This is a genomic window from Nocardia amikacinitolerans (assembly GCF_900215415.1).
GTDB classification, from domain to species: Bacteria; Actinomycetota; Actinomycetes; order Mycobacteriales; family Mycobacteriaceae; genus Nocardia; species Nocardia amikacinitolerans.
Map to the genome: position 1 here is coordinate 93,126 of NZ_OBEG01000007.1, position 24,059 is coordinate 117,184.

Here is a 24,059-nt window from a genome sequence, read left to right on the forward strand (position 1 = left end):
AGAGATAGAAGGACGCGAACACGCGCGCGCCAGCGCGCCGAACAACAGGGCATACTGATCGGCAACGATCACGTACGCTCAGTGGTTCGGGTCGCAAGCACTCGACCACAACCAGCGTCAAGGTATAAACGTGACTGGTAGCGATGTCAGCGTCGCCGCCGCTTGCCCCAAACCGCGCACAAACGCGCACCAGCGCGTCGCGCGGGTCGAGAAGGAAAGGTTATTCGCCGGTGGCAACACGAGACCGCGGTGCAGCCGACCAGGGCCGTCCCCTGCGTCGTCTCGTGATCGTCGAGTCCCCGACCAAGGCCCGCAAGATCGCGCCCTACCTGGGCCGCAACTACACGGTCGAGGCCTCGGTCGGCCACATTCGGGACCTGCCGCGCGGAGCGGCGGACGTGCCCGCCAAGTACAAGGGGCAGCCGTGGGCGCGCCTCGGCGTGGATGTGGACAACGATTTCGAGCCCATCTATGTGGTGAGCCCGGATAAGAAGGCCAAGGTCACCGAGCTCAAGAGCCTGTTGAAGGACGCCGACGAGCTCTACCTCGCCACCGACCCCGACCGCGAGGGCGAGGCCATCGCCTGGCATCTGCTGGAGACGCTGAAGCCGAAGGTGCCGGTGCGCCGGATGGTGTTCCACGAGATCACCGAGCCCGCCATCCAGGCCGCGGCGGCGGACACTCGCGAGCTGGATCCGGATCTGGTCGACGCGCAGGAGACCCGGCGCATCCTGGACCGGCTGTACGGCTACGAGGTCAGCCCGGTGCTGTGGAAGAAGGTCATGCCGCGGTTGTCGGCGGGCCGGGTGCAGTCCGTGGCTACCCGCGTGATCGTCCAACGCGAGCGGGAGCGGATGCAGTTCCGTTCCGCGGAGTACTGGGATATCGCGGCCAAGCTGGACGCCGGTACCGGCGAGGCGGTCGACGCCTCGAATCCGCGAACCTTCGGCGCGCGACTGGTGAACGTCGACGGCGCGCGGGTCGCGACCGGCCGGGATTTCGGGTCCGACGGGCAGCTCAAGTCGACCAACGGCGTGATCGTCCTGGACGAGGGTTACGCGCGGCGGCTGGCGGAGGCGCTCGACGGCGCGGATCTGGTGGTGTCCTCGGCGGAGGCCAAGCCGTACAGCCGCAAGCCGTACGCGCCGTTCATGACGTCCACCCTGCAGCAGGAGGCGGGCCGCAAGCTGCGTTTCACCTCCGAGCGGACCATGCGGGTGGCGCAGCGGCTGTACGAGAACGGCTACATCACCTACATGCGTACCGACTCGACCACGCTGTCGGAGTCGGCGATCGCCGCGGCCCGCTCGCAGGCGACCCAGCTCTACGGCGCGGAGTACGTGCACCCCACGCCGCGTCAGTACACCCGCAAGGTGAAGAACGCGCAGGAGGCGCACGAGGCGATCCGCCCCGCGGGCGACACCTTCGCCACGCCGGGCCAGTTGCACGCGCGGCTCGACAACGACGAGTTCCGCCTGTACGAGCTGATCTGGCAGCGCACCGTCGCTTCGCAGATGGCCGACGCGCGAGGGACCACGCTGACGTTGCGCATCACCGGTGTCGCCGGCACCGGTGAGGAGTGCGTGTTCTCCGCGTCGGGTCGCACGATCACCTTCCCCGGCTTCCTCAAGGCGTACGTGGAAAGCGTGGACGAGGAGGCGGGCGGTCAGTCCGACGACGCCGAATCTCGGCTTCCCGCACTGGAAGAGGGTCAGGGCGTCACCGCCGTCGAGCTGAATCCCGATGGGCACAGCACGAATCCGCCCGCGCGCTACACCGAGGCCTCGCTGATCAAGACGCTCGAAGAGCTCGGCATCGGCCGTCCTTCGACGTATTCCTCGATCATCAAGACGATCCTGGACCGCGGATACGTGTACAAGCGCGGCAGCGCGCTGGTGCCGTCGTGGGTGGCGTTCGCGGTGGTCGGTCTGTTGGAGGCGTACTTCGGCAGGTTGGTCGACTTCGACTTCACCGCGGCCATGGAAGACGACCTCGACGCCATCGCGGGCGGCCGCGAGCAGCGCGGAAATTGGTTGTCCAGCTTCTACTTCGGCGGCGATCACGGCGTCGAGGGTTCGGTCGCGCGTTCCGGCGGGTTGAAGAAGATGGTCGGCGAGCAGCTCGACGACATCGACGCCCGCGAGGTCAACTCGATCAAGCTCTTCACCGACGACGAGGGCCGCGACGTGGTGGTCCGGGTCGGTCGTTTCGGGCCGTACCTGGAGCGCATGGTCGTCAATCCCGATGACCCCGAGGGTGATCCGATCTCGCAGCGGGCCAACCTGCCCGACGATCTGCCGCCCGACGAACTGACGGCCGAGGCCGCCGAGAAGCTGTTCGCGACACCGCAGGAAGGTCGCAGTCTCGGCGTCGATCCGGAGACCGGGAACGAAATCGTCGCCAAGGAAGGACGTTTCGGTCCCTACGTCACCGAGATCCTGCCCGAGCCCGCCGCCGAGGAGACGCCCGCCAAGAAGACCGCCAAGAAGGCGGCCGCGCCCAAGCCGCGCACCGGTTCACTGTTCAAGTCCATGGACTTGGCCACGATCACCCTCGACGACGCGCTCAAACTGCTGTCGCTGCCGCGGGTGGTCGGCGCGGATCCGGCCTCTGGCGAGGAGATCACGGCGCAGAACGGCCGTTACGGTCCGTACTTGAAGAAGGGCACCGACTCGCGGTCGCTGGCGTCGGAGGATCAGATCTTCACCGTCTCGCTGGACGAGGCGCTGAAGATCTACGCCGAGCCGAAGCGCCGCGGCAGGCAGGCCGCGAGCGCGGCGCCGCTGCGTGAGCTCGGTAACGACGCCGCGACCGGCAAGCCGATGGTGATCAAGGACGGCCGCTTCGGTCCGTACGTCACCGACGGTGAGACCAACGCCAGCCTGCGCAAGGGCGACGAGGTCGAGACCATCACCGACGAGCGCGCTTCGGAGCTGCTCGCCGATCGGCGCGCTCGCGGTCCGGTGAAGAAGGCGGCCAAGAAGACCGCGGCCAAGAAGACGACGGCCGCGAAGAAGACCGCGGCCAAGAAGACGGCCACGGCGAAGAAGACCACCGCCAAGAAGACGACCGCCGCCAAGAAGGCCCCGGCCAAGAAGACGGCCGCCGAGAAGTCCTGAGCATCGGCCACGGTTGGGCTAGCCTCGGGCGGTACGACGTACCGGGGAAGGGACCGACCATGGCCGATCGGGAGCGCGAGGATCTGATCGCGATGTTGGCGGATCAGCGCGAGCTGTTCCGAATCACCGTTCGCGGCATCGATGACGAGCAGGCGCGCAAGCGCACCACTGTCAGCGAGTTGACCCTCGGTGGCCTACTGCATCATCTGATCAGCTGCGAGCGGCACTGGACCTCGGTGATCGTCGCCCGTGACGAGCACGCCGAGCTGGACGTCTCCAAGTTCGCGGGCGAGTACGTCATGGCGCCGGACGAGACGGTGCAAGGCCTGCTGGACACCTGGGACGAGGTGGCCGCCGAAACGGCCGAGCTGATCTGGACCGTGGACAGCCTTGACACCTCCATCCCCACCCCGACCGCCCCGTGGACGCCCGAAAGGGTTTGGCAGACCGTGCGTTTCACGATCTTGCACATCCTGCGGGAGATCGCGCACCACTGCGGGCACGCCGATATCATCCGCGAGGCACTGGACGGACAGAACAGCACCTATTCCAGGGTGTCATGAATCGCTGCCCGTAGTTGGCGCGCGGCGCGGCGTCGTGCTCACTCGCGCAGCAGGCGGAGGAATTCGCGCATCCACGCAGGGTGGTCGGGCCAGGCGCGGCCGGTAACGATGTTGTCCTCGACGTGCGCCTCGCTGTCCACGAACTTGGCGCCCGCCGCCTCGATGTCGGGGGCGAGGGCGGGGTAGGCGCTGCACGAGCGGCCGGTGAGCACGCCCGCCGCGGCGAGGATCAGCGGGCCGTGGCACAGGGCGGCGATGGGTTTGCGCTGCTCGGCGAAATGCTGGACGACGCGCTGGCAGTCCGGGTTGTTGCGCAGGTACTCCGGCGCGCGTCCGCCCGGGACCACGAGCGCGCCGTAGTCTTCCGGCACGACGTCGGCCAGTGCGATGTCTGCGGGCCAGCTGTGGCCGAGCTTCTCGGTGTAGGTGTCGAAGCCATCCGCGAAGTCGTGGACGACGAACTGGAGCTTCTTGACGGTCGGCGCCGCGATGTCCACCGCGTGGCCCTCTTCGAGCAGGCGCTGGTAGGGGTAGAAGACCTCGAGGTCTTCGGCGGCGTCCCCGGCGATCAACAGAATTCTCACGATGATTCCACCTCCGCATCGAGGATCCGCCTGTGCGATGAGTTGGGTCAACGATTGCTCGGCAGCGCCCGCGTGTCGCGCGGGGACAGGCCGAGCGCGGTGGCGGGCAGGCCGACCTCCCGCCGCCCGGGCTGCGGACTTTGTCGGACGGCACCACTAGGGTGTAGGCCGTGGCGGGAGTCTTCGATCGGTTGGTCGGCCAGGATGCGGTCGAGTCCGAGCTGACGGCTGCCGCGATCGCGGCCCGCGCCGGAGCGGTCGAGGGCGCGATGACGCACTCCTGGTTGTTCACCGGCCCGCCCGGATCGGGGAGATCCATTGCGGCGCTGTGCTTCGCGGCGGCGTTGCAGTGCACGGATCCCGGCATGCCCGGCTGCGGAAAGTGCCACGCCTGCACCACGACCATGGCGGGCACCCACGGCGACGTGCGGCGGGTGGTGCCCGAGGGGCTGAGCATCAGCACCAAGGAGATGCGCGAGATCGTCCAGATCGCGGCGCGCCGTCCGAGCACGGGGCGCTGGCAGGTGGTGGTGATCGAGGACGCCGACCGTTTGACGGAGGCGGCGGGCAATGTGCTGCTCAAGGTGGTCGAGGAGCCGCCGGACCGCACGGTGTTCCTGCTGTGCGCGCCGTCGGTGGACCCGGAGGACATCTCGATCACGCTGCGCTCGCGGTGCAGGCACGTGCACCTGGTGACCCCGTCGGTGCCCGCCATCGCCAAGGTGCTGAAGGAGCGCGACCGACTCGACGAGAAGACCGCGAACTGGGCGGCCTCGGTCAGCGGCGGCCACGTCGGACGGGCCCGGCGGCTGGCCACCGACGAAGAGGCGAGGGCGCGTCGGCAGCGGGCGCTTGCGCTGGTGGCGGCCGTCGGGCGGCCCGGCGCGGCCTACGCCGCCGCCGACGAACTGGTGAAGGCCGCCGACGACGAGGCCAAGCAGATGAGCGCGGCCCGCGACGAACGCGAACGCGAGGAGCTGGCCACCGCGCTCGGAGCGGGCGGCACCGGCAAGGGTGCGGCCAGTGCGACCCGCGGCTCCGCGGGCGTGCTGAAGGATCTCGAGCGCCGCCAGAAATCCCGAGCCACCCGCACCGGCCGCGACGCACTCGACCGCGCGTTGATCGACGTGGCCGGCGTGTACCGCGACGCGCTGGCCGTCCGCTTCGGCGCGGCGCGCAACGGCTCGGGCGTCACCCTCACCCATCCCGACATGTCCGACCAGATCCACGACCTCGCCGATCGCGTGCGCCCCGAAGGCCTGCTGCGCTCCATCGAGGCCGTGCTCGACTGCCGCGAAGCCCTCGACCTCAACGTCAAGCCCCGCTTCGCCCTCGCCGCCATGGTCGCGGCCATCATGGCCGCCCAATCCGCCTGACCGCACCCCGCGGGACCACCCGTTTTCGCGATTCGGGGGCGGAGACGATAGACTCGCGTGGCCGAAAGGCACGCCGCCTTAGCTCAGTCGGTAGAGCGCTTCACTCGTAATGAAAAGGTCGGGGGTTCGATTCCCCCAGGCGGCTCCATACCCGCTGGTAGAGGCCGGTTTCTGGATCAAGGACTCCCGTCCGAACCGGCCCAACTCCCAACCAAGTCCCAACAAAGTGGCTCGACACGTCTGCTGATCAGCCCGGATTGCTCACCGCGTCGTTCAACGCGTCCGCCGCAGCGTGATGCACCCGCCCACGGGCTATGTACCGCCGCGCTCGGTCGCGGGCGGAAGCATCGCGTGGCAGCTCACCTGTGCTACCTCCTCCTTCCCGACGGAACCGAAGCGCCACCGGTTCACCGACGCTCGCGGTTGTCATGGCTGTGCCCAATTCCGCGAACGGGCAACGGATCGCGTTGCGGTGGGACAGAATTGGAGCGGTCCTACTGCGCGGGAGGAGCGTCGGTGACGGAGCCATTGACATTGGCCGGGGTGGGGGCGTTGGCGCTCGCGCAGGGCATTACGTTTCTGTACGGGCAGGTAGACGAGATACTGCGGCGCAGGCGGGAGCGGCGGTCGGCGGAGAACGATGCCGAGACCACGATGCTGCCGGGCGGTGGGGGCGACGTGCTCGATGGTGAATTACGTTCGGCTCCAGTTGATTTCGATCTGGTGGAGGGTCGAATCGGGGAGTTCGAGCGGTTGTACGAGCAGTTGTCGCGGTACGCGCAACAGCTCGCCGATGTCGACCCGGCGGACCCGGAGTTACTGGAGCGGGTCGAGGCGCTGCGGCGGTTGCTGGAACTCGTTTACGGGCAGCGGATCACTTTTCGCGGCGAGCGCCGCGACACGTCGGGCACCACGATCGAGGTCGCGGTGGAGGCCGAGCGGGTGGACGGATATCTCGCGGGGGTGCGGGCGCGGGCTATCGACGGCGCCGACATCGATGTGCGCACGAAGGCCGGTGATGTCGGGGCCGGTGGCCGTGTGGTCGGTGTGGACGCGGACCGGATCGGCGGCTGAGTGAAAGATGACCGGCATCAAGGTCGGCGATCTCTTCTATCAGCCGGTCGTCGAGATGCACCTCGACCGGTTCTTCGTCGAACGGCCCTGGCTCGCCGAGGCACTCACCGAATTGCTCGACGAACCCGACTGTCGCTTCGTGCTGCTCACCGGCGGTCCCGGTAGCGGAAAGTCGTCGTTCGCCTCCTGGTTGGTCGAACACGAGCCGAGCGCGCTGCGCTATTTCATCCGCCGTGACAGTATGTCGCGCGCGTCGGCCGGTGACGTGCGCTCGGTCCTGCTCACCCTCGGGCACCAGTTCGCAGTGCTGCACCCCGAGGCATTCGAGACCGACGCGCTGCGGCTGGTGATCGAGCAGCAGGCGGGCCGCGTCGGCCAGGGCGGCCGGATGGTCGGTATCAAGGTGGACGATTTGGTCGTTTCCCCGTTCGCGGCGACATCGGCGGTGGTGACGCAGCGGGCGGGGGAGATCGATGGTGAGGTCGTCGCGGTGCAGGCGGGGCGGATCGTCGCCGACGAACGTCTGCTCGATTTCGAGAACCTCCAGTACCTCGCGCTGCTCGCACCGGCCATCGCGCTGGCCCGAATCCGCCCGGAAACCAGGGTTCTTGTCGTCATCGATGGCGTGGACGAGTTGCGCTTTCTGCCTGGTGACCAGGTCGCGAATGTGCTGAACTGGCTGGCCGTCTGCCCCGAACTGCCCGCGAACATCCGGGTGGTCGTCACCGCGCGCCCGGACCGTGTCCTGCTGTCCAGATTCCGTGGCGCGCAGCGGCGCTGGCTGCGGGAACTGGCGATCAGCGAGGAGTCCACGGAGGTCGACCGGGATCTGCGTCGCTACACCAGCCGGGTCGCGTCGGTCGAGCCGCTGCTCGGCGCCGGTTTGCGCGCGGTGGACCTGGTGCCGGAGCGCTTCCTGGCGAAGGTGGCCGAGCGCGCCGACGGCAGCTTCCAGTACGCGCGCTCGGTGCTACGCGCCATACTCGACGCGAGCGCCAACGAACGGCACGGCGACCTGGTCGCACTGGCTCGCCTTGCGGAGCTGCCCGGCGAACTGAACGAGCTCTACGCCTTCTTCCTCGGGCTCATCCGGGAGAACGCGCCGACCGAGGTGCCGGTGGCCAGCGATCCGGAGCGGCGTGACCCGGCGTGGGCGGCGCTGTATCTCCCACTACTCGCGGCATTCGCCCTTGCGCAGGAACCGTTGACACCGAACGCTGCCGCCGAACTGGTCGGGCTGTCCATCGCGCCGGAGTGGATCGCCGACGCGGTGCAGCGCCTCGCACAGTTTCTCGACGAGGTCGACGGCGGATATCAGCTCTACCACGAGAGCTTCGGCGAATTCCTGGAGTCGGAGCGAACCGACCCGCTCCTGCGCGTCGATTCCACGCACTGGCACAACCGAATCACCGCTCGCGCCCTGCGCCGATTCGGCGGCGGCGCGGGTTGGCAAACGGCCGACGCCTACCTGCGCCGCTACCTCGCTGTCCACGCCGCGGCGGCGGGCAGACTGGACGAGCTGGTGCTCGATGCGGGATTCCTCGTCGCAGCGGAGCCGGACGTGCTGCTTCGTGAGCTGCCGCTGCTCCGCGGCGCCGAGGCCAAGGCCGCGGGTTGGGTGTACGAGGCGGCTGCCCGCAGGTTCTCGGGCCGCCCGGTTCGGGAACGTCCCGGCCACCTGGAACTGGTCGCTCGGCAACAGCGGATGGACGCGCTCACCGATGGTCTCGCCGCCCTCGATGTGGAGCGCGACCTCTCGGTACGGTGGTTGCGCACGTGGCTGTGGCACCCGCATCACCGGCTCGGGCGATTCGGCGACGCCCCGCCCGTGGCCATGGCGGCCGATCCCGAGCTGGACGAAATCGTGCTGCTCGGCGCCGATGGCGTCGTGCGGACAGTCGACCGCGTCACCGGACTGGTCTCGCGGGCATTCGATCTCGCGGCCGTGGTGGGTACGCCCGTGGCGCTGAATCTCGGTACCGCGTTCGGCCGCATCGTCGCCATCGTCGGAGCCGCCGATGGTCGCGTGCACGTCTTCGATCCGGTGACCGGCGCGCCGAGCGTGCCGCCGCTCTCGGGGCGGGCGGGCTTCGACAGACTGCCCCGGCTGGTTGTGGCGGGCCGGATAGCCTCGGGATCGGTGACGCTCGGCGCGCCTGCCGAACTCTCCGCGGTCGCAGTGGCCGACATCGATGATCACGCGTACGCGGTCGCCGGGGATCTCGACGGCGTAGTCACCGTCTGGGATCTAGCCACCGGTGAGCCGCGCGCCCTGCTCAACCCCTTCGTGTACGGCACCCCCGAGTCGTTCGCGTTCACGTCACTCGACGGTGTTCCGGCCGTGGTGATCGGAGACCAGTACGGCAGGCTCGCGGTGCTGCACCTCGGCGACGTCCCGGCCGATCTCGGTCCGGACCCGATCCACGAGCAGGAACCCGAGGAGGTCATAGCGGCCTTCCACAACATCAATGCCTGTGTCGCGGCGTCTGTTTCAGGCCAGACAGTCGTCGTCACCGCTGGTGACGACGGCGTGGTCCGCTTCTGGAACCCCCACGACGGCAGCCACGTCGGCGACCCGATCGTCGTCGACGCCGAGTCGCTGCACGCGCTCGCGGTGCTGCCCGGCGACATCCTCGCCGTCGGTGGACGGTCGCTGAACCTCTACGCGCTGGCGGACCGCCGTAGGCTCGCCACCGTTCCCGTGCCGCACGACAGCGCCACTACGGTCCTGGCCACCACGCGCTTCCGAGGCGATGTCGCGCTGGTTTCCGGCGGCTACGACGGGGTGGTCAATATCTGGCCGGTCGCGGAGCTGCTGTCGGCCGCCACGGCGGAGGCGCCGGACCTGACGACTGTCTACGGGGTGATCACGGGCGAGGTGGCCGGGCGCGCGGTGGTCGTTTCCGGCGGTTCCGACAGCAATTTGCGCCAATGGGACGTGGACAGCGGCGAGCCGATCGGCGCGGCGATTTCAACCGGGCAGGGCGGTATTCGTTGTCTCGCCTCGATCGCATCCGGGGCGAACCTGCTGGTCGCCGCGGGCGGGTTCGACAACACCATCGTCCTGGCGTCGTTCACCCCGACCGGGGGTGCGGTGGTCGGGACACTCACCGGACACGGGCGATACATTGCCGCACTGGCATTCGGCTGGGTCGGCAAGCGGTTGATGCTCGCGTCCGGCAGCGGGGACCACACGATTCGGCTGTGGGACGTGGCGAGCCACACCTGTGCGCTCACCCTGGCCGGACACCTCGGCACGGTGCAGGCCGTCATGTTCTTGCCGCCGCGGCGGTCGATGTTCTTCGGGACGCACCCGCGGCTGCTCTCCGGCGGCGAGGACGGCGCGCTGCGGCTGTGGGACCTGCGCGATGGCACCCAGATCGGGGTACCGCTCGTCGACCCGGACGGGCTGCTCGAGGACGACACCGACCCGCCGCCGCCGGATCTTCCCCCCGACGATTCGCAGTGGACCCGCGAGGACTTTTTCATCGCCGCCGAGGACGCCAGAAGCCGCGCCGACCTCGCCTTCTGGCGCGCGGAGAAGGCCAAACAGATGAGCGGCACCGCCCCGGATCCGGTATTGATGGAGCGCATGGGCGGCCGCTACCGGCCGTACCTCTCGTTCGCCCGGATCGGCGCCGCCGAAAACGGGCCCGTCTATGCGGCGACCGTTTCCGGTATCCGGGTCTGGGATCTGGAAGCCGGGCTCGCGGGCGCATGGATTCCGCTGCATCCGGGCGCGATCGACGCTATTCGGGTCGACGAACTCGACGGCGGTCACCGACTCCTCGCGGCCGGAAACCGCGGCGAGCTGACGCTCAGCTACCCCGGCGAGGGACAGCCACGGGTGCGGTTCGACACCAGCGGCCACCTCTTCGCGGTGGGTATCCACCCCGCCGATCGGCGCACTCTCATCCTTGGCGGCGTGCACGGCCTGATGTCGATCGCGCTGACGCGCTAGGTCAGCCGATCTGGTACGCCAAGGTGGCGGCGAGGGTGGCTACGGTGAGGGCGAGGGCTGTGGATACGCGGCCGAGGTGGAAGTCCGCGACTCGTAAGTGGGCGATGACCGCTCCGATGAAATAGAGGACCAGACCCGTGGCGGCGGCGATGCCGACGAGCGGAATGGCGAAACCGGCGACGAGGCCGAGGGCGCCGGCGGCGAGCAGGGATCCCAGCGGGAGCATCCAGGTCTGTGGGACGCGCACCTCCTTCGCCGCGGCTACGGGGATGGGGTGGCGGACGAAGTTCATCCACGCGCCGGTCGCGGCGGCCAGTGCGGTGAGGGTGGTCAGGGTGACGTAGAGGGCGAACACGGCGGAGCCTTCCGACGGAGACGAGGTTGCCCACCCAGTCTCGATTCGGCGGTCGTTGTGGCACCAATACCTGTATCCATAACCTGGGGGCATGGATGTCGACACTCGGCTGCTGCGCTACTTCGCGGTCGTGGCCGAGGAGGGGAATCTGACCCGCGCGGCCGAACGGTTGTACGTCTCGCAACCGGCGCTCACGAAGCAGCTCAAGCAGCTCGAAACCTTGTTGGGAGCAAGGCTTTTCACGCGTTCGCGGGCGGGAATGGCGCTCACCGAGGCGGGGCGCGCGCTGGCGCGGCGGGTGCCCGCTCTGCTGGACGACTGGAATCGTGCGGTGTCCGAAACCAACGTCGCGGCCGCGCGGGAGACTCGCGTCCTGCGGGTGGGTTTCCTCGCCAGCGCCGCCAACGAGGCCACCACGGAGATCATCGCCGAATTCACGGCTCGCAGGCCGGGCTGGCGAGTGGATATGCGCCAGAGTGCCTGGTCGGATCCGACCGCGGGATTGGCCGATGGCCGGGTCGACGTCGCGATACTGCGGCTGCCGATCCCCGACCAGGAGAAATGGCGCGTGGAGGTGCTGCTCACCGAGCCGCGCTGCGTCGTTCTGCCGAGTACGCACCGGTTCGCCGATCGCGACGAGATCCCGTTCCACGAGTTGCTGGACGAACCGTTCGTCGCCGCTCCGCAGGCGACCGGACCGTGGCGCGACTACTGGTTGGCCGTCGACGAGCGCGGCGGCGTTCCGCCGCGCATCGGCGCCGTCACCCAGCACCCGGACGACTGGCTCAACGCGATCGCGAACGGGTACGGCATCGCCTTGGCGCCGGAGTCCGCGGCTCGCTTCTATCAGCGGCCCGGCATCGTTTTCCGGTCGGTGGCCGGAATCGCCGCCAGCCAGGTCGGTGTCGCGTGGAATCCGATCGATGACGACAACGCGCCGGTCCAAGACTTCGTTCGCAGCTGCCTGCGCTTCGAGCAATCGTGAACGTCGCTCCCGGGCCGGGCATCGTCGACCGGCCCGGGAGAACGATCCGGGTCAGACCGCGGTGGCGCGCTGGTTGCTCGCGCCCTGGGCGATCCGATCGATTTCGGCGTTGAAGCGGGCGGCGGCCTCGATATTGCCGAGGTGGCCGGTCGGCCAGACCTGGTAGTCGCCGAGCGAGCCCGCGGCGTCGAGCGCGTCGACGATCGGACGGTTCATCCTCGCGGGCAGCAGGTAGTCGTACTCGCCCGCGATGACGGTGGTGGGGACGGTCAGGTTCTTGGCCGCGTCGCCAAGGTCGAGGACGGCGAGCGCCGCGGCGTGCAGGCCGCGGGTGAGCGGGCGGCAGGAGCGGACGATGCCGAGCGAGAAGGCGACCTCGTCGGCGGTCGCGTTCTTTGTCATCAGCCTGGCTTTGATGATGGCCGTCGCCAGCGGGCCGCCGGGCAGCGGAACCGGTGCGCTCAGCAGCGTCTCGGCGAACACCAGCGGCATGCGCAGGCCCGCGCCGAAGAGGGTGACCGGACGCTGCGCCATCGTCAGCGGCTTGTTCAGCAGCGGGAGGAGATCGGTCTCGTGGCGGATCTCGCGGGAGGCGGTGTTCGCGAGCACCACCGCGTTGGCGCGGTCGGGCACCTGCTCCGGGTAGCGGGCGGCCCACGCCTGCAAGGTGATGCCGCCCATGCTGTGGCCGACGAGGGTGGCGCGCTTGCCGCGCGGCAGGGTGGCGTCGAGGACGGTGGCCAGGTCGTCGGCGAGGGTGTCGCCGCTCGGGGCGGTGCGGCCCAGGGTGCTCTCGCCGTGTCCGCGCTGGTCGTAGGCGATCACGCGGTAGCGGTCCGCGAGTGCGTTGATCTGCGGGTTCCAGTACTCGATGCAGCAGCTCCAGCCGTGGATGAGCACGATGACGTCACCGTCGGCAGGTCCGTACGCGTGGACGCGGAGCTTGGCACCGTCGACGGTTGTGACCGGGATGATCTCGCAGGGTGCGGTCGGCTTGTTCAGCGAAGCTGTCGCGAAAGTGCGGGACCGCAGTCCGGCACGGTAAGCCGCGGTGAGCGGCTCGGCGCCGCGCACCCCCGCCAGTGTCTTCATCGACGTCACCAGCATTGTGCACTCCTTTGTGTCATCCGCCACACTACGATGCAAGCAAAGTGCTTGCAAGTGCAAGCGCTCGACGGCGGAAATCCTGGCGCATATCTGTGGATACCCAATATTCGGTCCGGTGAACTCTGCCCGGAAGGAGAAACATCGCGCACGAGCGATGTCTCCCGGGAGTGCACACGGCCAGAACAGTCACATCCGGTACATCGCCTGCCGAGCCCGCGCCGCTATCACCGGTACCCGATCGTTACCCAGCCCCCAGCGGTGCCCCGCCCCAACCCACCCACACACCCTGTGCACGCCCCACACAGCCAGTGCCTATGTGAGGCGTGTGAACGCTGTGTGGGAGGCGTCGTCGCGTGCAGAGGGCCGCGGGCTGTCGGTGGGTGGTGCGATGATCGGGCGATGACCTCCGAGGGCATTCGGTTTGCCGCGCCGATTCCGGTGCTGCGTATGTTCGACACCGCGAAAGCCTACGAATTCTATTGCGATTACTTGGGTTTCACCGTTGACTGGGAGCACCGGTTCGGAGCGAACTTCCCGCTCTACGCGCAGGTGTCCCGGTCGGACGCGAAACTGCACCTCAGCGAGCACCACGGTGACGGCACACCCGGCTCGGTGGTGTGGATCGCGGTGGGCGACATCCACGCGCTGCACGCCGAGCTCGCCGCCAAGGACTACCGGTATGCCAAGCCGGGCTGCCCCGAGGACGGACCCGGCGGTCCCGGGTTCGACCTGACCGATCCCTCGGGCAACGTACTGCGCCTCGCGCAGCCGGATTAGTGCGGTCCGCAAAAACTTTCGCACTCCGAGCAGCACGGCCGGCGGTCTCCTTTCGCCGCGCCCGGTGGCTGTAGCGCCGACCCGCGCGATCCCGCTACCGTGGTTTCTCGTGGACACCACGCACGTCGCAGCCCAGCACCCGTTCCCGCCGCCGCAGCGGGTGCGGCGCACTGGGTGGCGTGCGCTCGGTCTGCCCGCGCTTGCGGCGGGCGCGGCGGTGGGGGCCGTGGTTCTGCTGCACTTCCGTGACCCGCACGTGGAGGGCTCGTACGGCATCTGCCCGATCTACGGCCTGACCGGGTTGTACTGCCCCGGCTGCGGCGGCATGCGCGCCGTGCACAACCTCACCGACGGCCGCCTGCTGGACTCGCTGCACAGCAACCTGCTCGCGATTCCGCTGCTCCTGGCCTTCGCGGTCTTCCTCGGCGATTGGGCGATGCGCGCTTGGCGCGGCGAACGCCCCCGCGTCCCGGACCTGCCGCGCCCGTTCATGTGGACGGTGCTCGCGCTGTTCGTCGTGTACTCGGTACTGCGCAACACGCCGTGGGGGACATGGCTGGCTCCCGTCTAGCCGCACCTCCAACCGCACGCGGTTCCGGCACACTGCCCCAAGCTGCACGTGGTCCGGCGACTGACTGCCCTGCAAACCGCACGCGGTCCCGGGCCTGGCTGTGCCGCCAGCCATCGCGGTCCGGAGACCGACTGTGTCGCTAGCTGCACGCGGATCGGCGACTGACTGTGCTGCCAGCCGCTCGCGGTCCGGCGACTAACTGGGTCGCCAGCGGCACGCGGTTCGGGGACGGACTGTGTCGCTAGCTGCACGCGGATCGGCGACTGACTGTGCTGCCTGCCGCTCGCGGTCGGCGTCTGGCTGTGCTGCCAGCCGCTCGCGGTCCGGCGACTAACTGGGCCGCCAGCGGCACGCGGCTTGGGGACGGGCTGTGCTGCCTGCCGCTCGTGGTCCGGTGTCTGACTGTGCGCCAGCGGCTCGTGGTCCGGGGACGGACTGTGCCGCCTGCCGCTTGTGGTCCGTGTCTGACGGTGCCGCCAGCCGCTCGCGGTCCCGGACGGACTGTGCCGCCGCAAGCCGCACGCGGGTCCAACAACTGACTGCCCCGCCAGCCGCACGGGCTTCGAGCTGGCGGCGCCGATCGCCAAACGGATGGCCGGACTGACTGTGCCCTCCTTGCCGGCATCCTGCGGCGTCTGTGTCGTCTGCCGGTGTCGTCCTCCCGTGCGCCTAGGACGCCCGCGATCCGGGACGCGACGCTGCACCGAGCAACCCGGTACTCCCCGCGAGATTCCCGCGCCCCGAACCGGGCAAGCCCTCGGTATGAAGAATTCACTCAAGGCGCGGGTACGCGAAAAGCTGCTGCGTCAGCTGGCCGAGGACGCGTCCGACAACGAACACGACGACCCGAGGCAGATCTCGGTGGCGGCCGACCTGGACACCCTGGACAGCGTCGCCGAGGACGATCCGATCGTCGAAGAACTCGCCGCCCGCTACCTCGTGTTCTGAGCCCCGGCGAAACTCAGCGCGCCCCGACCTGCCCGCCGTGCGGCGGCAGCTGCGGCAGCGCCTCGTCGCGCAGCCAGCTTTCCCACAGCGGACGCAGCGGCACCAGGCTGTAGTGCCCGGCCAGATCGGTGAACTCCTCGGTGCTCACCGAGGAATGCCGGTAGCGCAGCACCCATTCCCGTAGCAGGTCGAAGAAGCCGGGCTCGCCGAGCTCGAGGCGCAGCGCGTGCAGGGTGAGCGCGCCGCGTTTGTACACCCGATCGTCGAACATGCGCCTGGGACCGGGATCTCCGATGACGATGTCCTGCGGCTGCCGCGACAGGTTGTGCCGGGCGGCGCGGGCCAGCTGATCGGCGGTCGGCCCGCCCGAAGCCTCGGACCAGATCCATTCGGCGTAGCAGGCGAAGCCCTCGTGCAGCCAGATGTCGCGCCATTGCCGCAGGGTCAGGCTGTTGCCGAACCATTGGTGCGCGAGTTCGTGTGCGACGAGCCGTTCGGAGCCGCGGCGGCCGTCGCAATGGTTGGCGCCGAACACCGAGATGCCCTGGGCCTCGATGGGAATCTCCAGGTCGTCGTCGGTGATCACCACCGTGTAGCCGCCGAACGGATAGGGGCCGAACCGTTCGGTGAAGACCTCCATCATCCGCGGTTGACGCGCGAAGTCGTGTTCGAACTCGGCGCGCAGCCGTGGCGGCACGACCGCCTGCATGGGCACCGGTCCGTGCGCAGGCCCGACGCGATGCTTGCGGTAGTGCCCGATCTGGATGGTCGCCAGATAGCTCGACATCGGTTCCGGCTGCTCGTACACCCAGGTGGTCTGGCTGGCCTTCGTCTGCTTGCGCATCAGCGTGCCGTTGGCGACGGCATAGTACGGGCTGTCGGTGGTGATCGAAATCCGGTAGCTCGCTTTGGAACTCGGGTGGTCGTCGCAGGGAAACCAGGACGCGGCCCCGTTGGGCTGGCTGGCGACGAGTGCGCCCTCGGACAGCTCCTCCCAGCCCACCTCGCCCCACGGCCCGCGCACCGGCTTGGGCACGCCCGCGTACTGGATCACCACCGAGAGCACGCCGCCCGCCGGGATCTTCTGCTGCGGCGTGACGACCAATTTGCCGTGCTGGTGACCGTATTTCGCGGCCTTGGCGCCGTTCACGAACACCTTCGACACCGTCAACGCCTGCCCGAGGTCGAGGCTGAACCGGGGCTGGACGGCGGTGGTGACCGCGGTGATCTCCGCGCGCCCGCTCAGCCGGTTGCTCGCCACCCGGTAGACCAGATCGAGCTCGTACCGTGAGACCCGATAGCCACGATTGCCGTTCTGCGGCAGGTAGTCGTCGATGGGCTTCTCGTAGAACTTGTCACCCATCAGCCCTCCTCGTGCCACGGTGCGATGGGGTTGCCCCACCACCTGGTCGACGGCGGCACGGTGTCGCCGCGCATCACGAGCGAGGCGGGGCCGACGGTCGCGCCCGCGCCCAGACCCGCCGCGGGCAGGGCGACGCAGTGCGGGCCGAGGGTGGCGCCCGCGCCGAGGGTGACGGTGTCCATGGCCATGATCCGATCGTGGAACAGATGAGTCTGCACCACGCAGCCCCGTTCCACGGTCGCGCCGTCGCCGAGTGTCACCAGATCCGCCTCCGGTAGCCAGTAGGACTCGCACCATACCCCGCGGCCGATGCGCGCGCCGAGCGCGCGAAGCCACAGATTCAGCACCGGCGTTCCGGTCGCGGCGCGGGCGAACCAGGGCGCTGCGACGGTCTCGACGAACGTGTCCGAGACCTCGTTGCGCCAGACGAACGAGCTCCACAGCGGATGCTCCTCGGCCCGAATCCGACCCACCAGCAACCACTTCGCGGCCACCGCGCTACCGCACGCGACAGCGCCCGCGACCAGCAGCACGACGCCGCTGAGCAGCGCGGTCGGCAGGTGACCGATCCGCTGGGCCAGCCAGGCCAGCGCGAAGAGCACGCCGAGGCCGATGGCGAAGGTGACGAGCACCGGGATCAGCCTGCACGTCTCGACGATCGCCCGCGCGACGCGCAGCCGCCGCGGCGGATCGAAAGTGCGGCGGGCGTCGGCCGTTTCGGAGGCGCGGCGCAGGCGCACCGGCGGGCTGCCGAGCCACGAGGACCCCGCCTTGGCCTTGGACGGCGCGGCCGAGAGCACGGCGACCAGCCCGTTCTTCGGTACCCGGCGGCCGGGCGCGGTCATGCCCGAGTTGCCGAGGAAGGCGCGCTTGCCGACCTTGGCCTCGCCGATGCGCAGCCAGCCGCCGCCGAGTTCGTAACCGGCGACCATGGTGTCGTCGGCAAGGAACGCGCCGTCGGCGACGGTGGTGAACTTGGGCAGCAGCAGCACGGTCGATGCCTCGACGTGCTTGCCGACCTTCGCGCCGAGCAGGCGCAGCCACAGCGGCGTGAGCAGGCTGGCGTAGAGCGGAAACAGGAAGGTGCGCGCGGAGTCGAGCAGCCGTTCGGTGGCCCAGGCCTGCCAGCCGACGCGGCTGCGCACCGGATGGTGGCCCTCGGTCAGTCCGATCGCGAACAGACGCACCAGGACGACGGTCGCCGCGGCGTACACGCCGAGCACGAGCAGCACGGCCACCGGCAGTACGGCGAAGGCGCGGCCGAGCGCGGCGGTGAGCGTCGTGGTGTCGCGGACCCACCAGGCCAGGAACGCGCCACCTGTACCGAGGCCGAGGATCGGGAGCGCGGCGAGCGCCATCGAGGTGATGCCGAAGATCGGGACCCAGTGCCGGGCGCGCGGCGGCGTGTGCGCGGGCCAGCGGTGCCGGGCGCGGCCGACCTTCACGGCAGGGGAGCCCGCCCATTCCTGTTCGGCCTTGACCTTGCCCGAGACCGCGGAACCCGGCGCGATCTCGGCGTTCTTGCCGATCCGCGTGCCCGGCAGCAGGATCGAGCGCGCGCCGACCACCGCGCCGGGGCCGATGGTGATCGGTCCGATGTGCACGAGGTCGCCGTCGATCCAGTAGCCGGACAGATCGACCTCGGGTTCCACGCTGCACCCGTCGCCCAGTTCGAGCATCCCGGTGACCGGCGGCAACGTGTGCAGGTCGACGCCCTTGCCGATGCGCGCGCCGAGCGCCCGCGCGAACGGCACCATCCACGGTGCGCCGGAAAGGTTCTCGGCGCCGCTCGCCTCGGACAGCCGCACCGCCGCCCACAGACGCAGGTGCACCGAGCCGCCGCGCGGATAGCTGCCCGGCTCGATACCGCGCAACAGCACGCGCGACCCGGCAACGCACAGCGCCATCCGGCCTGGCGGGGAGATGAAGAGCAGGAACGCGATCAGCGCCCACCACCAGGACAGTCGAGGCAGCCAGGGCAGCGATCCCGACCACGCCGCGATATTGCCGACGATGGCCAGCCAAGTGAGCCACTGCAATCCGGTCAGGGTGGTCAGCGGCACCGTGGCGAGCACCTGCACCCACTGCGCGGCGCGCGGGGTCGGGCGCACGGTGCGTTCCACGACCGCGGCGGTGGGGACGCTGGCGTCGAGCCAGTCGGCGAGCGCGCCGAGGCGCGGATGGTCGTAGAGATCGGCGACGGCGACCCGCGGATAGCGTTCGCGCAGCGCGGTGACCAGCTGGGCGGCGGCGAGCGAGCCGCCGCCGAGGTCGAAGAAGTCGGCGTCGGGGCCGGTCGCCTCGGCGCCGAGGATGGCGTCCCAGAGTCCGGCGACCCAACGCGCGGTGGGGGACATGTCGGCGTCGGCGGGCTTGGTCTTAGGCAGCGGCCACGGCAAAGCGTCGCGGTCGACCTTGCCCGAGGTGCGGGTGGGCAGTTCGCCGACCACCGCGAGGCGCGGCACCATCGGTGCGGGCAGCTGTCCGGCGAGCAGTTCGCGGGCGGCGTGCACGTCGAAGTCGGCGTCCGGTCCGGTGAGGTAGCCGACCAGCATCTTGTTGCCCGCCTTGGTCGTTCGGATCGCGGCGGCCGCTCCGGTGACGCCGGGCAGATGCTGGAGCGCGTTGTCGATCTCGCCGAGTTCGATGCGGCGGCCGCCGAGCTTGATCTGATCGTCGGCGCGGCCGAGGAAGACGAGTCCGGCGCGCTCGTTGCGGACCAGATCGCCGCTGCGGTAAGCGCGTTCCCAGCCGAGTGCGGGCAGCGGCCCATACTTCTCGGCGTCCTTGGCGGGATCCAGGTAGCGGCCGAGTCCGACGCCGCCGATGACGAGTTCGCCCGATTCGCCCTCGCCGACCGGGTTGCCCTGCGCGTCGACCACCGCCAGATCCCAGCCGTCCAACGGCAATCCGATGCGAATCGGCGGCTCTCCGGTGAGCAGGGCCGCGCACGCCACGACGGTGGCCTCGGTGGGGCCGTAGGTGTTCCACACCTCGCGGCCCGAATCCTCGTCGCCCGCAAGGCGTTCGGCGAGTTCCGGCGGCACGGCCTCGCCGCCGAAGATCAGCAGCCGAACCGGTTCCAGTGCCTCGGCGGGCCAGGTCGCGGCCAGCGTCGGCACGGTCGAGACGATGCTGATTTCCCGACGAACCAGCCAAGGCCCGAGGTCCGCGCCGGTGCGCACCAGCGCGCGCGGGGCGGGCACCAGGCAGGCGCCGTGCCGCCAGGCCAGCCACATCTCCTCGCAGGAGGCGTCGAAGGCGACCGAGAGACCGGCGAGGACACGGTCGCCGGGGCCGATGGGCGCGTCCTGCAGGAAGAGTCGAGACTCGGCGTCGACGAAAGCGGCGGCGTTGCGGTGGGTGACCGCGACGCCCTTGGGGGTGCCGGTGGAGCCGGAGGTGAAGATGATCCAGGCGTCGTCTTCGGGGGTGGGGAGGGCATGATCGGATTGCGTTGGCGCGGTGTCGCGTTCGACGACCGGACGGATTCCGTCGACTCCGGCGATGGCGCTGACCCGGGCCTCGCCGAACACCAAACGGGCACGCTCGTCCGGGTCGTCGGCGTCGACCGGGACGTACGCGGCGCCCGCCCACAGCACGGCGAGGATCGTGACGTAGAGATCATGGCTGCCGGAAGGCATCCGGACGCCGACCCGGTCACCCGACCGCACGCCCGCCGCCGTGAGCTCGCCCACTCGGTGCTGGATCGCGGCGAGCAGCTCGCGATACGTGAGCAGGATCTCGCCGTCGTCGATGGCGTGCGCGTCCGGATGGGCTTCGGCGGTCGCCGAAAGAATGTCGACCAGGGTCCGTGCGGGAGGCGCGGCGACCCCGCGCCGGAGGGGATCGGACAGCGCTCGCCCGGTCGGGCCCTCGCCCGCCGCGGTGTCTACCTGCGGCTGGAGCATCACGTCCGACCCACCTCTCATAGACCTGCCTTGCGTCGCCGTTGGTTGTCTCACATGAGGGTTACCGATTGGCAAACGCCACGGTGACCAACAGACCAAGGTACCCGCGGTATCGGTGAAATCGCCGGGCTCGCGGTGTGATGTCGAGGGGCGAACCCGCTGTGCGAAATGGCTGATAGGCCAGATTCGGTCCGGTCGTGCGCGGGTTTCGGACGCGTCCGGCAGCGTCCGTCAGGTCGCCGAGGCCGCGGTGCCGAGTCCCAGCGCCGTGAGGATTCCGGCGCTGGCCTGTTCGAGCCGATCGCGGACCTTCGGACTGCGCAGGAACGCCACCGCGCGGGCGGCGAGCAGGGCGAGCAGGATCATTTCGACGGCCGCGACGGTGCATTCGATCGCGCCGAGCGCGAGGGTGTTGAGAAAAGTGATCTCGGTCAGGAACTGGGGCAGCACGGCCAGGTAGAACAGGCCGACCTTCGGGTTGAACAGACACGAGACCACGCCCGCCGTGAACGCCGAGCGAACCGAGGGCGCGGTTTTCCCGCCGCTGGAATCGAATTCGGGATCGGCCAGTGCCCGCCGCCTGCGCAATTCGATGAGCGTGCGAATTCCCAAGTACACCAAATAGATTCCGCCGACGATCTTCAGCGCGCGATACGCGGTGGCGGATTGCTCCAGGAGCGCGGCGACGCCCGCGGCAACCACCACCGCCCACACCAAGCCGCCGAGCGCGGAACCCACCGCCGCGGCGATGCCGGGACGGGCGTCCACGATCGAAAAGCGCAGCACCAGGAACGAATCCGGCCCCGGAGTGAGGGAAAGCAGGACGCACAATCCGACGAAGCTCAGCAGCAGGGAGGGCGTCATCCACCGAGTGCAGCGCAGTTCTGTCGTCGGCGCAACCAATTGATCCGGAGGTTGACAGAGCCGCGTGCGGTCTGCCAACCTCGAAACAGGTCATGAGTACCAGCGCTAAGCCCCGGCTAGCTGGTCGGCAACCCTCCTCCGCGGTGGGGTGCTCCGGGTGACGACCGGGCCGCCGCCCGACCGGGTGCGGCAAGCGCGGACTCGACGAATCTCTCGATTGCGAGTCCCATAGCCGACGGGATTACGTGATGACTTCTGTTGTGGACCAGACCTGCGCCGCCTTCGCCCGCGTCTCGGGTGACGATCTGCCGGTGCCGCTCGTGCAGGGCGGAACCCGCACCTACGCCAACTTCGACTACGCCGCGAGCGCGCCCGCGCTGGCCCAGGTCACCGACCGGATCCAGCGGTTGTTGCCGTACTACGCCAGCGTGCACCGCGGCGCAGGTTACGCCTCGCGCATCTCCACCGAGTGCTACGAGGCGGCCCGCGGTTCGGTCGCCCGTTTCCTCGACGCCGACGACGACCAGGTGGTGGTGTTCACCCGCAACACGACCGACTCGCTGAACCTGCTCGCGTCCTGCGTGCCGGGCGACACCGTGGTGCTCGACATCGAACATCACGCCAATTTCCTGCCGTGGACGCGGCACGGACGCCGGGTGGTGCGCGCCGCCGACACCGTCGCCGAGACCATCCGATTGCTGGTGGCGGAGTTGTGCAGCAAGCCCGCCGCGCTGCTCGCGGTCACGGGGGCGTCGAATGTCACCGGGGAAGTGGTGCCGTTGGAGCGGCTCGCCGACATCGCGCACCAGTGCGGGGCGCGCATTTTGGTCGACGCGGCCCAGCTCGCGCCGCACCGGCGAATCAGTCTGCGGGAGAAGGGTATCGACTATCTCGCCTTCTCGGGTCACAAGCTGTACGCGCCGTTCGGTGCAGGTGTGCTGGTCGGCCGCCGCGACTGGCTGGATCGGGCCGAGCCGTATCTCGCGGGCGGCGGTGCGGTCCGCGCGGTGAGCACCGAGCACACCGAATGGGCGCCCGCGCCGCAGCGGCACGAGGCGGGTTCGCCGAACGTGCTCGGCGCTGCCGCGATCGCCGCCGCCTGCGACGCGCTCGCCGCCATCGACCCCGCGGCGTTGGCCGCGCACGAACGCCTGCTCGCCGACCGCCTGCGCGACGGACTGTGCGCCATCCCGGGCGTCGAGACGCTGCGCATCTGGTCCGACAGTCCCGATTCCGTCGGCATCGTCGCGTTCACCGTCGCGGGCTTCGCACCCGGCCACGTCGCCGCCTACCTTTCCGCCGAACACGCCATCGGCGTGCGCGACGGCCGCTTCTGCGCCCACCCGCTGCTCGCCCGCCTCGGCCTCGACGGCGCACTGCGCGCAAGCATCGGCCTCGGCACCACGTCCACCGACATCGACCGCCTCGTCGACGCCGTCGCCACCCTTGTCCACCGCGGCCCCTCCTGGAACTACGCCGAAACCGACGGCCTCTGGAACCCCACCCCCGAAACCCGCCCCTTCACCGCCACCCCCACCACCGGCGCCACCCCCTGCCTCATCGCCTGAATCCTCGGCCGCACCAGATCCGCCGAAACCGCGCTCGCGCAAGCGGCGGGGATGACCCAGTCGGCGGTAGCGCGGTTCGAAGCGGGCGGGACTATCCCGAGCCTGCCCGTTCTGGAGCGGTTGGCCAGTGCGCTGGACGCGGACCTCGTTGTCGAAGTGAAGCCGCGAGTCGCCTAGGGGCATCGTGCGTTGCGCCTGGACTGGGCGAGCCGGACCTATCGGCTCGCCGAAACGCATCAGGACGCGCTGCGATTGACCGGCCCGTTCCCGATGGAGGTCGCGCTCGAGGAGCTGGACGGCTCCTGAGCCCACTCAGTCCTCCAGCGAGGACGGGCGGTGGTAGCGGCCGTTGTAGTACAACAGCGGTGCGGCGGCGGGCTTTTCGTCGGTGTTGTCGTGGACGCGGGTGACCAGGCCGACGACGAAGGTGTGGTCGCCGATGGGGATGAGTTGCTGGACGACGGCGCGGACCCAGATGGGGGTTCCGTGCAGGACGGGTTCGCCGGTGTCCAGGGTGGTCCACAGTGAGCGGTCGGTGAAGCGTTCCTCGGCGGAGCGGGAGAAGCGCTTGGCGATGTGCTGCTGGTGTTCGCCGAGGAAGTGGATGACGACGGAGTCGGCGTCGAGCATCGCGGCCATGCTGGACGAGGTGTGCGCGATGTTGAACGACACCAGCGGCGGTTCCAGCGAGAGCGAGGCGAAGGAGGTCGCGGTGAAGCCGACCGGTCCCTTCGGGCAGGAGAGCGTGACCACGGTGACGCCCGCCGGATAGTGACGCATGGACGCGCGGTACTGCTCGGCGGTGATGCCGCTCAGGTCGTCGGGGATCCGGACGCCGGTGTGCGGCTGCGGTGCTTCGGTCACATGACGAAAGTACGCCCGATTCGTCGAATTCGGCTCGCGCGATTGTTGTTCGATTGCCGTTCGTCCGGG

General features: G+C 69.5%; 18 protein-coding genes, 1 tRNA gene and 1 riboswitch. Of the genes, 12 read left to right on the forward strand and 7 right to left on the reverse strand.

All coding sequences use genetic code 11. The features are described from left to right. The first annotated feature begins 284 nt into the window (after window positions 1–284). Window positions 285–3,119, forward strand: coding sequence for a type I DNA topoisomerase (gene topA, locus CRP45_RS27910; protein WP_245910548.1), 2,835 nt, complete (start codon window positions 285–287; stop codon window positions 3,117–3,119). A gap of 59 nt (window positions 3,120–3,178) precedes the next feature. Next, a complete protein-coding gene (locus CRP45_RS27915) occupies window positions 3,179–3,682 on the forward strand; it encodes a mycothiol transferase (RefSeq protein WP_067790077.1) in 504 nt (167 codons plus the stop codon). Window positions 3,683–3,720: 38 nt separating this feature from the next. On the opposite strand, the gene CRP45_RS27920 is transcribed toward CRP45_RS27915, so the two are convergent. Beyond that, window positions 3,721–4,266 (reverse strand): DJ-1/PfpI family protein, encoded by a 546-nt coding sequence (locus CRP45_RS27920; RefSeq protein ID WP_097247717.1) that lies wholly within the window; start codon window positions 4,264–4,266, stop codon window positions 3,721–3,723. A gap of 170 nt (window positions 4,267–4,436) precedes the next feature. Here CRP45_RS27920 and CRP45_RS27925 point away from each other — a divergent pair, with 170 nt between their 5' ends. From CRP45_RS27925 to CRP45_RS27940, 4 genes are all read left to right on the forward strand, one after another. Next, window positions 4,437–5,642 (forward strand): DNA polymerase III subunit delta', encoded by a 1,206-nt coding sequence (locus CRP45_RS27925; protein ID WP_097247718.1) that lies wholly within the window; start codon window positions 4,437–4,439, stop codon window positions 5,640–5,642. A gap of 72 nt (window positions 5,643–5,714) precedes the next feature. Continuing rightward, window positions 5,715–5,790: transfer RNA gene (locus tag CRP45_RS27930), tRNA-Thr, on the forward strand. Window positions 5,791–6,158: 368 nt separating this feature from the next. Beyond that, on the forward strand, window positions 6,159–6,716 hold the full coding sequence (locus tag CRP45_RS27935; protein ID WP_143861561.1) for a hypothetical protein: 558 nt from the start codon (window positions 6,159–6,161) through the stop codon (window positions 6,714–6,716). Window positions 6,717–6,723: 7 nt separating this feature from the next. Then, the gene (locus CRP45_RS27940; RefSeq protein WP_097247720.1) at window positions 6,724–10,677 is read left to right on the forward strand and encodes a WD40 repeat domain-containing protein; all 3,954 of its coding nucleotides are present in this window, start codon (window positions 6,724–6,726) and stop codon (window positions 10,675–10,677) included. A 1-nt stretch (window position 10,678) separates the two neighbouring features. Here CRP45_RS27940 and CRP45_RS27945 read toward each other — a convergent pair whose 3' ends face one another. Next, the gene (locus CRP45_RS27945; protein ID WP_218841199.1) at window positions 10,679–11,032 is read right to left on the reverse strand and encodes a DoxX family protein; all 354 of its coding nucleotides are present in this window, start codon (window positions 11,030–11,032) and stop codon (window positions 10,679–10,681) included. A 91-nt stretch (window positions 11,033–11,123) separates the two neighbouring features. Here CRP45_RS27945 and CRP45_RS27950 point away from each other — a divergent pair, with 91 nt between their 5' ends. After that, window positions 11,124–12,017 carry a LysR family transcriptional regulator gene (locus tag CRP45_RS27950; RefSeq protein WP_097247722.1) on the forward strand — a complete coding sequence of 298 codons (894 nt, stop codon included), beginning with the start codon at window positions 11,124–11,126 and terminating at the stop codon, window positions 12,015–12,017. A 51-nt stretch (window positions 12,018–12,068) separates the two neighbouring features. Here the strand turns inward: CRP45_RS27950 and CRP45_RS27955 are convergent, their stop codons facing one another. Continuing rightward, entirely contained in the window at window positions 12,069–13,124 is a 1,056-nt protein-coding gene (locus CRP45_RS27955) for an alpha/beta fold hydrolase (protein ID WP_097247723.1), read from the reverse strand. A 399-nt stretch (window positions 13,125–13,523) separates the two neighbouring features. On the opposite strand from CRP45_RS27955, the gene CRP45_RS27960 reads away from it, so the two are divergent. The 3 genes from CRP45_RS27960 to CRP45_RS27970 all read left to right on the forward strand — a co-directional run bounded on the left by CRP45_RS27960 (window position 13,524) and on the right by CRP45_RS27970 (window position 15,420). Beyond that, window positions 13,524–13,901 carry a glyoxalase superfamily protein gene (locus tag CRP45_RS27960; protein WP_097247724.1) on the forward strand — a complete coding sequence of 126 codons (378 nt, stop codon included), beginning with the start codon at window positions 13,524–13,526 and terminating at the stop codon, window positions 13,899–13,901. Window positions 13,902–14,010: 109 nt separating this feature from the next. After that, complete coding sequence (locus CRP45_RS27965; protein WP_084483308.1) at window positions 14,011–14,472, forward strand: DUF2752 domain-containing protein; 462 nt, start codon at window positions 14,011–14,013, stop codon at window positions 14,470–14,472. 762 nt (window positions 14,473–15,234) lie between these two features. Then, a complete protein-coding gene (locus CRP45_RS27970; RefSeq protein WP_067789919.1) occupies window positions 15,235–15,420 on the forward strand; it encodes a hypothetical protein in 186 nt (61 codons plus the stop codon). Between the two features lie 13 nt (window positions 15,421–15,433). Here the strand turns inward: CRP45_RS27970 and CRP45_RS27975 are convergent, their stop codons facing one another. From CRP45_RS27975 to CRP45_RS27985, 3 genes are all read right to left on the reverse strand, one after another. Continuing rightward, window positions 15,434–16,783, reverse strand: coding sequence for a M1 family metallopeptidase (locus CRP45_RS27975; protein ID WP_097247725.1), 1,350 nt, complete (start codon window positions 16,781–16,783; stop codon window positions 15,434–15,436). Beyond that, complete coding sequence (locus tag CRP45_RS27980; protein WP_425436979.1) at window positions 16,783–20,715, reverse strand: Pls/PosA family non-ribosomal peptide synthetase; 3,933 nt, start codon at window positions 20,713–20,715, stop codon at window positions 16,783–16,785. Before CRP45_RS27980 ends, CRP45_RS27975 begins: the two co-directional genes overlap by 1 nt. 210 nt (window positions 20,716–20,925) lie before the next feature. Further along, on the reverse strand, window positions 20,926–21,558 hold the full coding sequence (locus CRP45_RS27985; protein WP_097247727.1) for a LysE family translocator: 633 nt from the start codon (window positions 21,556–21,558) through the stop codon (window positions 20,926–20,928). 88 nt (window positions 21,559–21,646) lie between these two features. Continuing rightward, window positions 21,647–21,760, forward strand: a riboswitch (SAM riboswitch). Window positions 21,761–21,806: 46 nt separating this feature from the next. Between CRP45_RS27985 and CRP45_RS27990 the strand changes: the two genes are divergently transcribed. Then, window positions 21,807–23,126 (forward strand): aminotransferase class V-fold PLP-dependent enzyme, encoded by a 1,320-nt coding sequence (locus CRP45_RS27990; protein ID WP_097247728.1) that lies wholly within the window; start codon window positions 21,807–21,809, stop codon window positions 23,124–23,126. Beyond that, window positions 23,127–23,303 carry a helix-turn-helix domain-containing protein gene (locus tag CRP45_RS27995; protein WP_281256225.1) on the forward strand — a complete coding sequence of 59 codons (177 nt, stop codon included), beginning with the start codon at window positions 23,127–23,129 and terminating at the stop codon, window positions 23,301–23,303. A 135-nt stretch (window positions 23,304–23,438) separates the two neighbouring features. Here CRP45_RS27995 and CRP45_RS28000 read toward each other — a convergent pair whose 3' ends face one another. Then, window positions 23,439–23,990 (reverse strand): flavin reductase family protein, encoded by a 552-nt coding sequence (locus CRP45_RS28000; protein WP_342747046.1) that lies wholly within the window; start codon window positions 23,988–23,990, stop codon window positions 23,439–23,441. Between the last annotated feature and the right edge of the window lie 69 nt (window positions 23,991–24,059).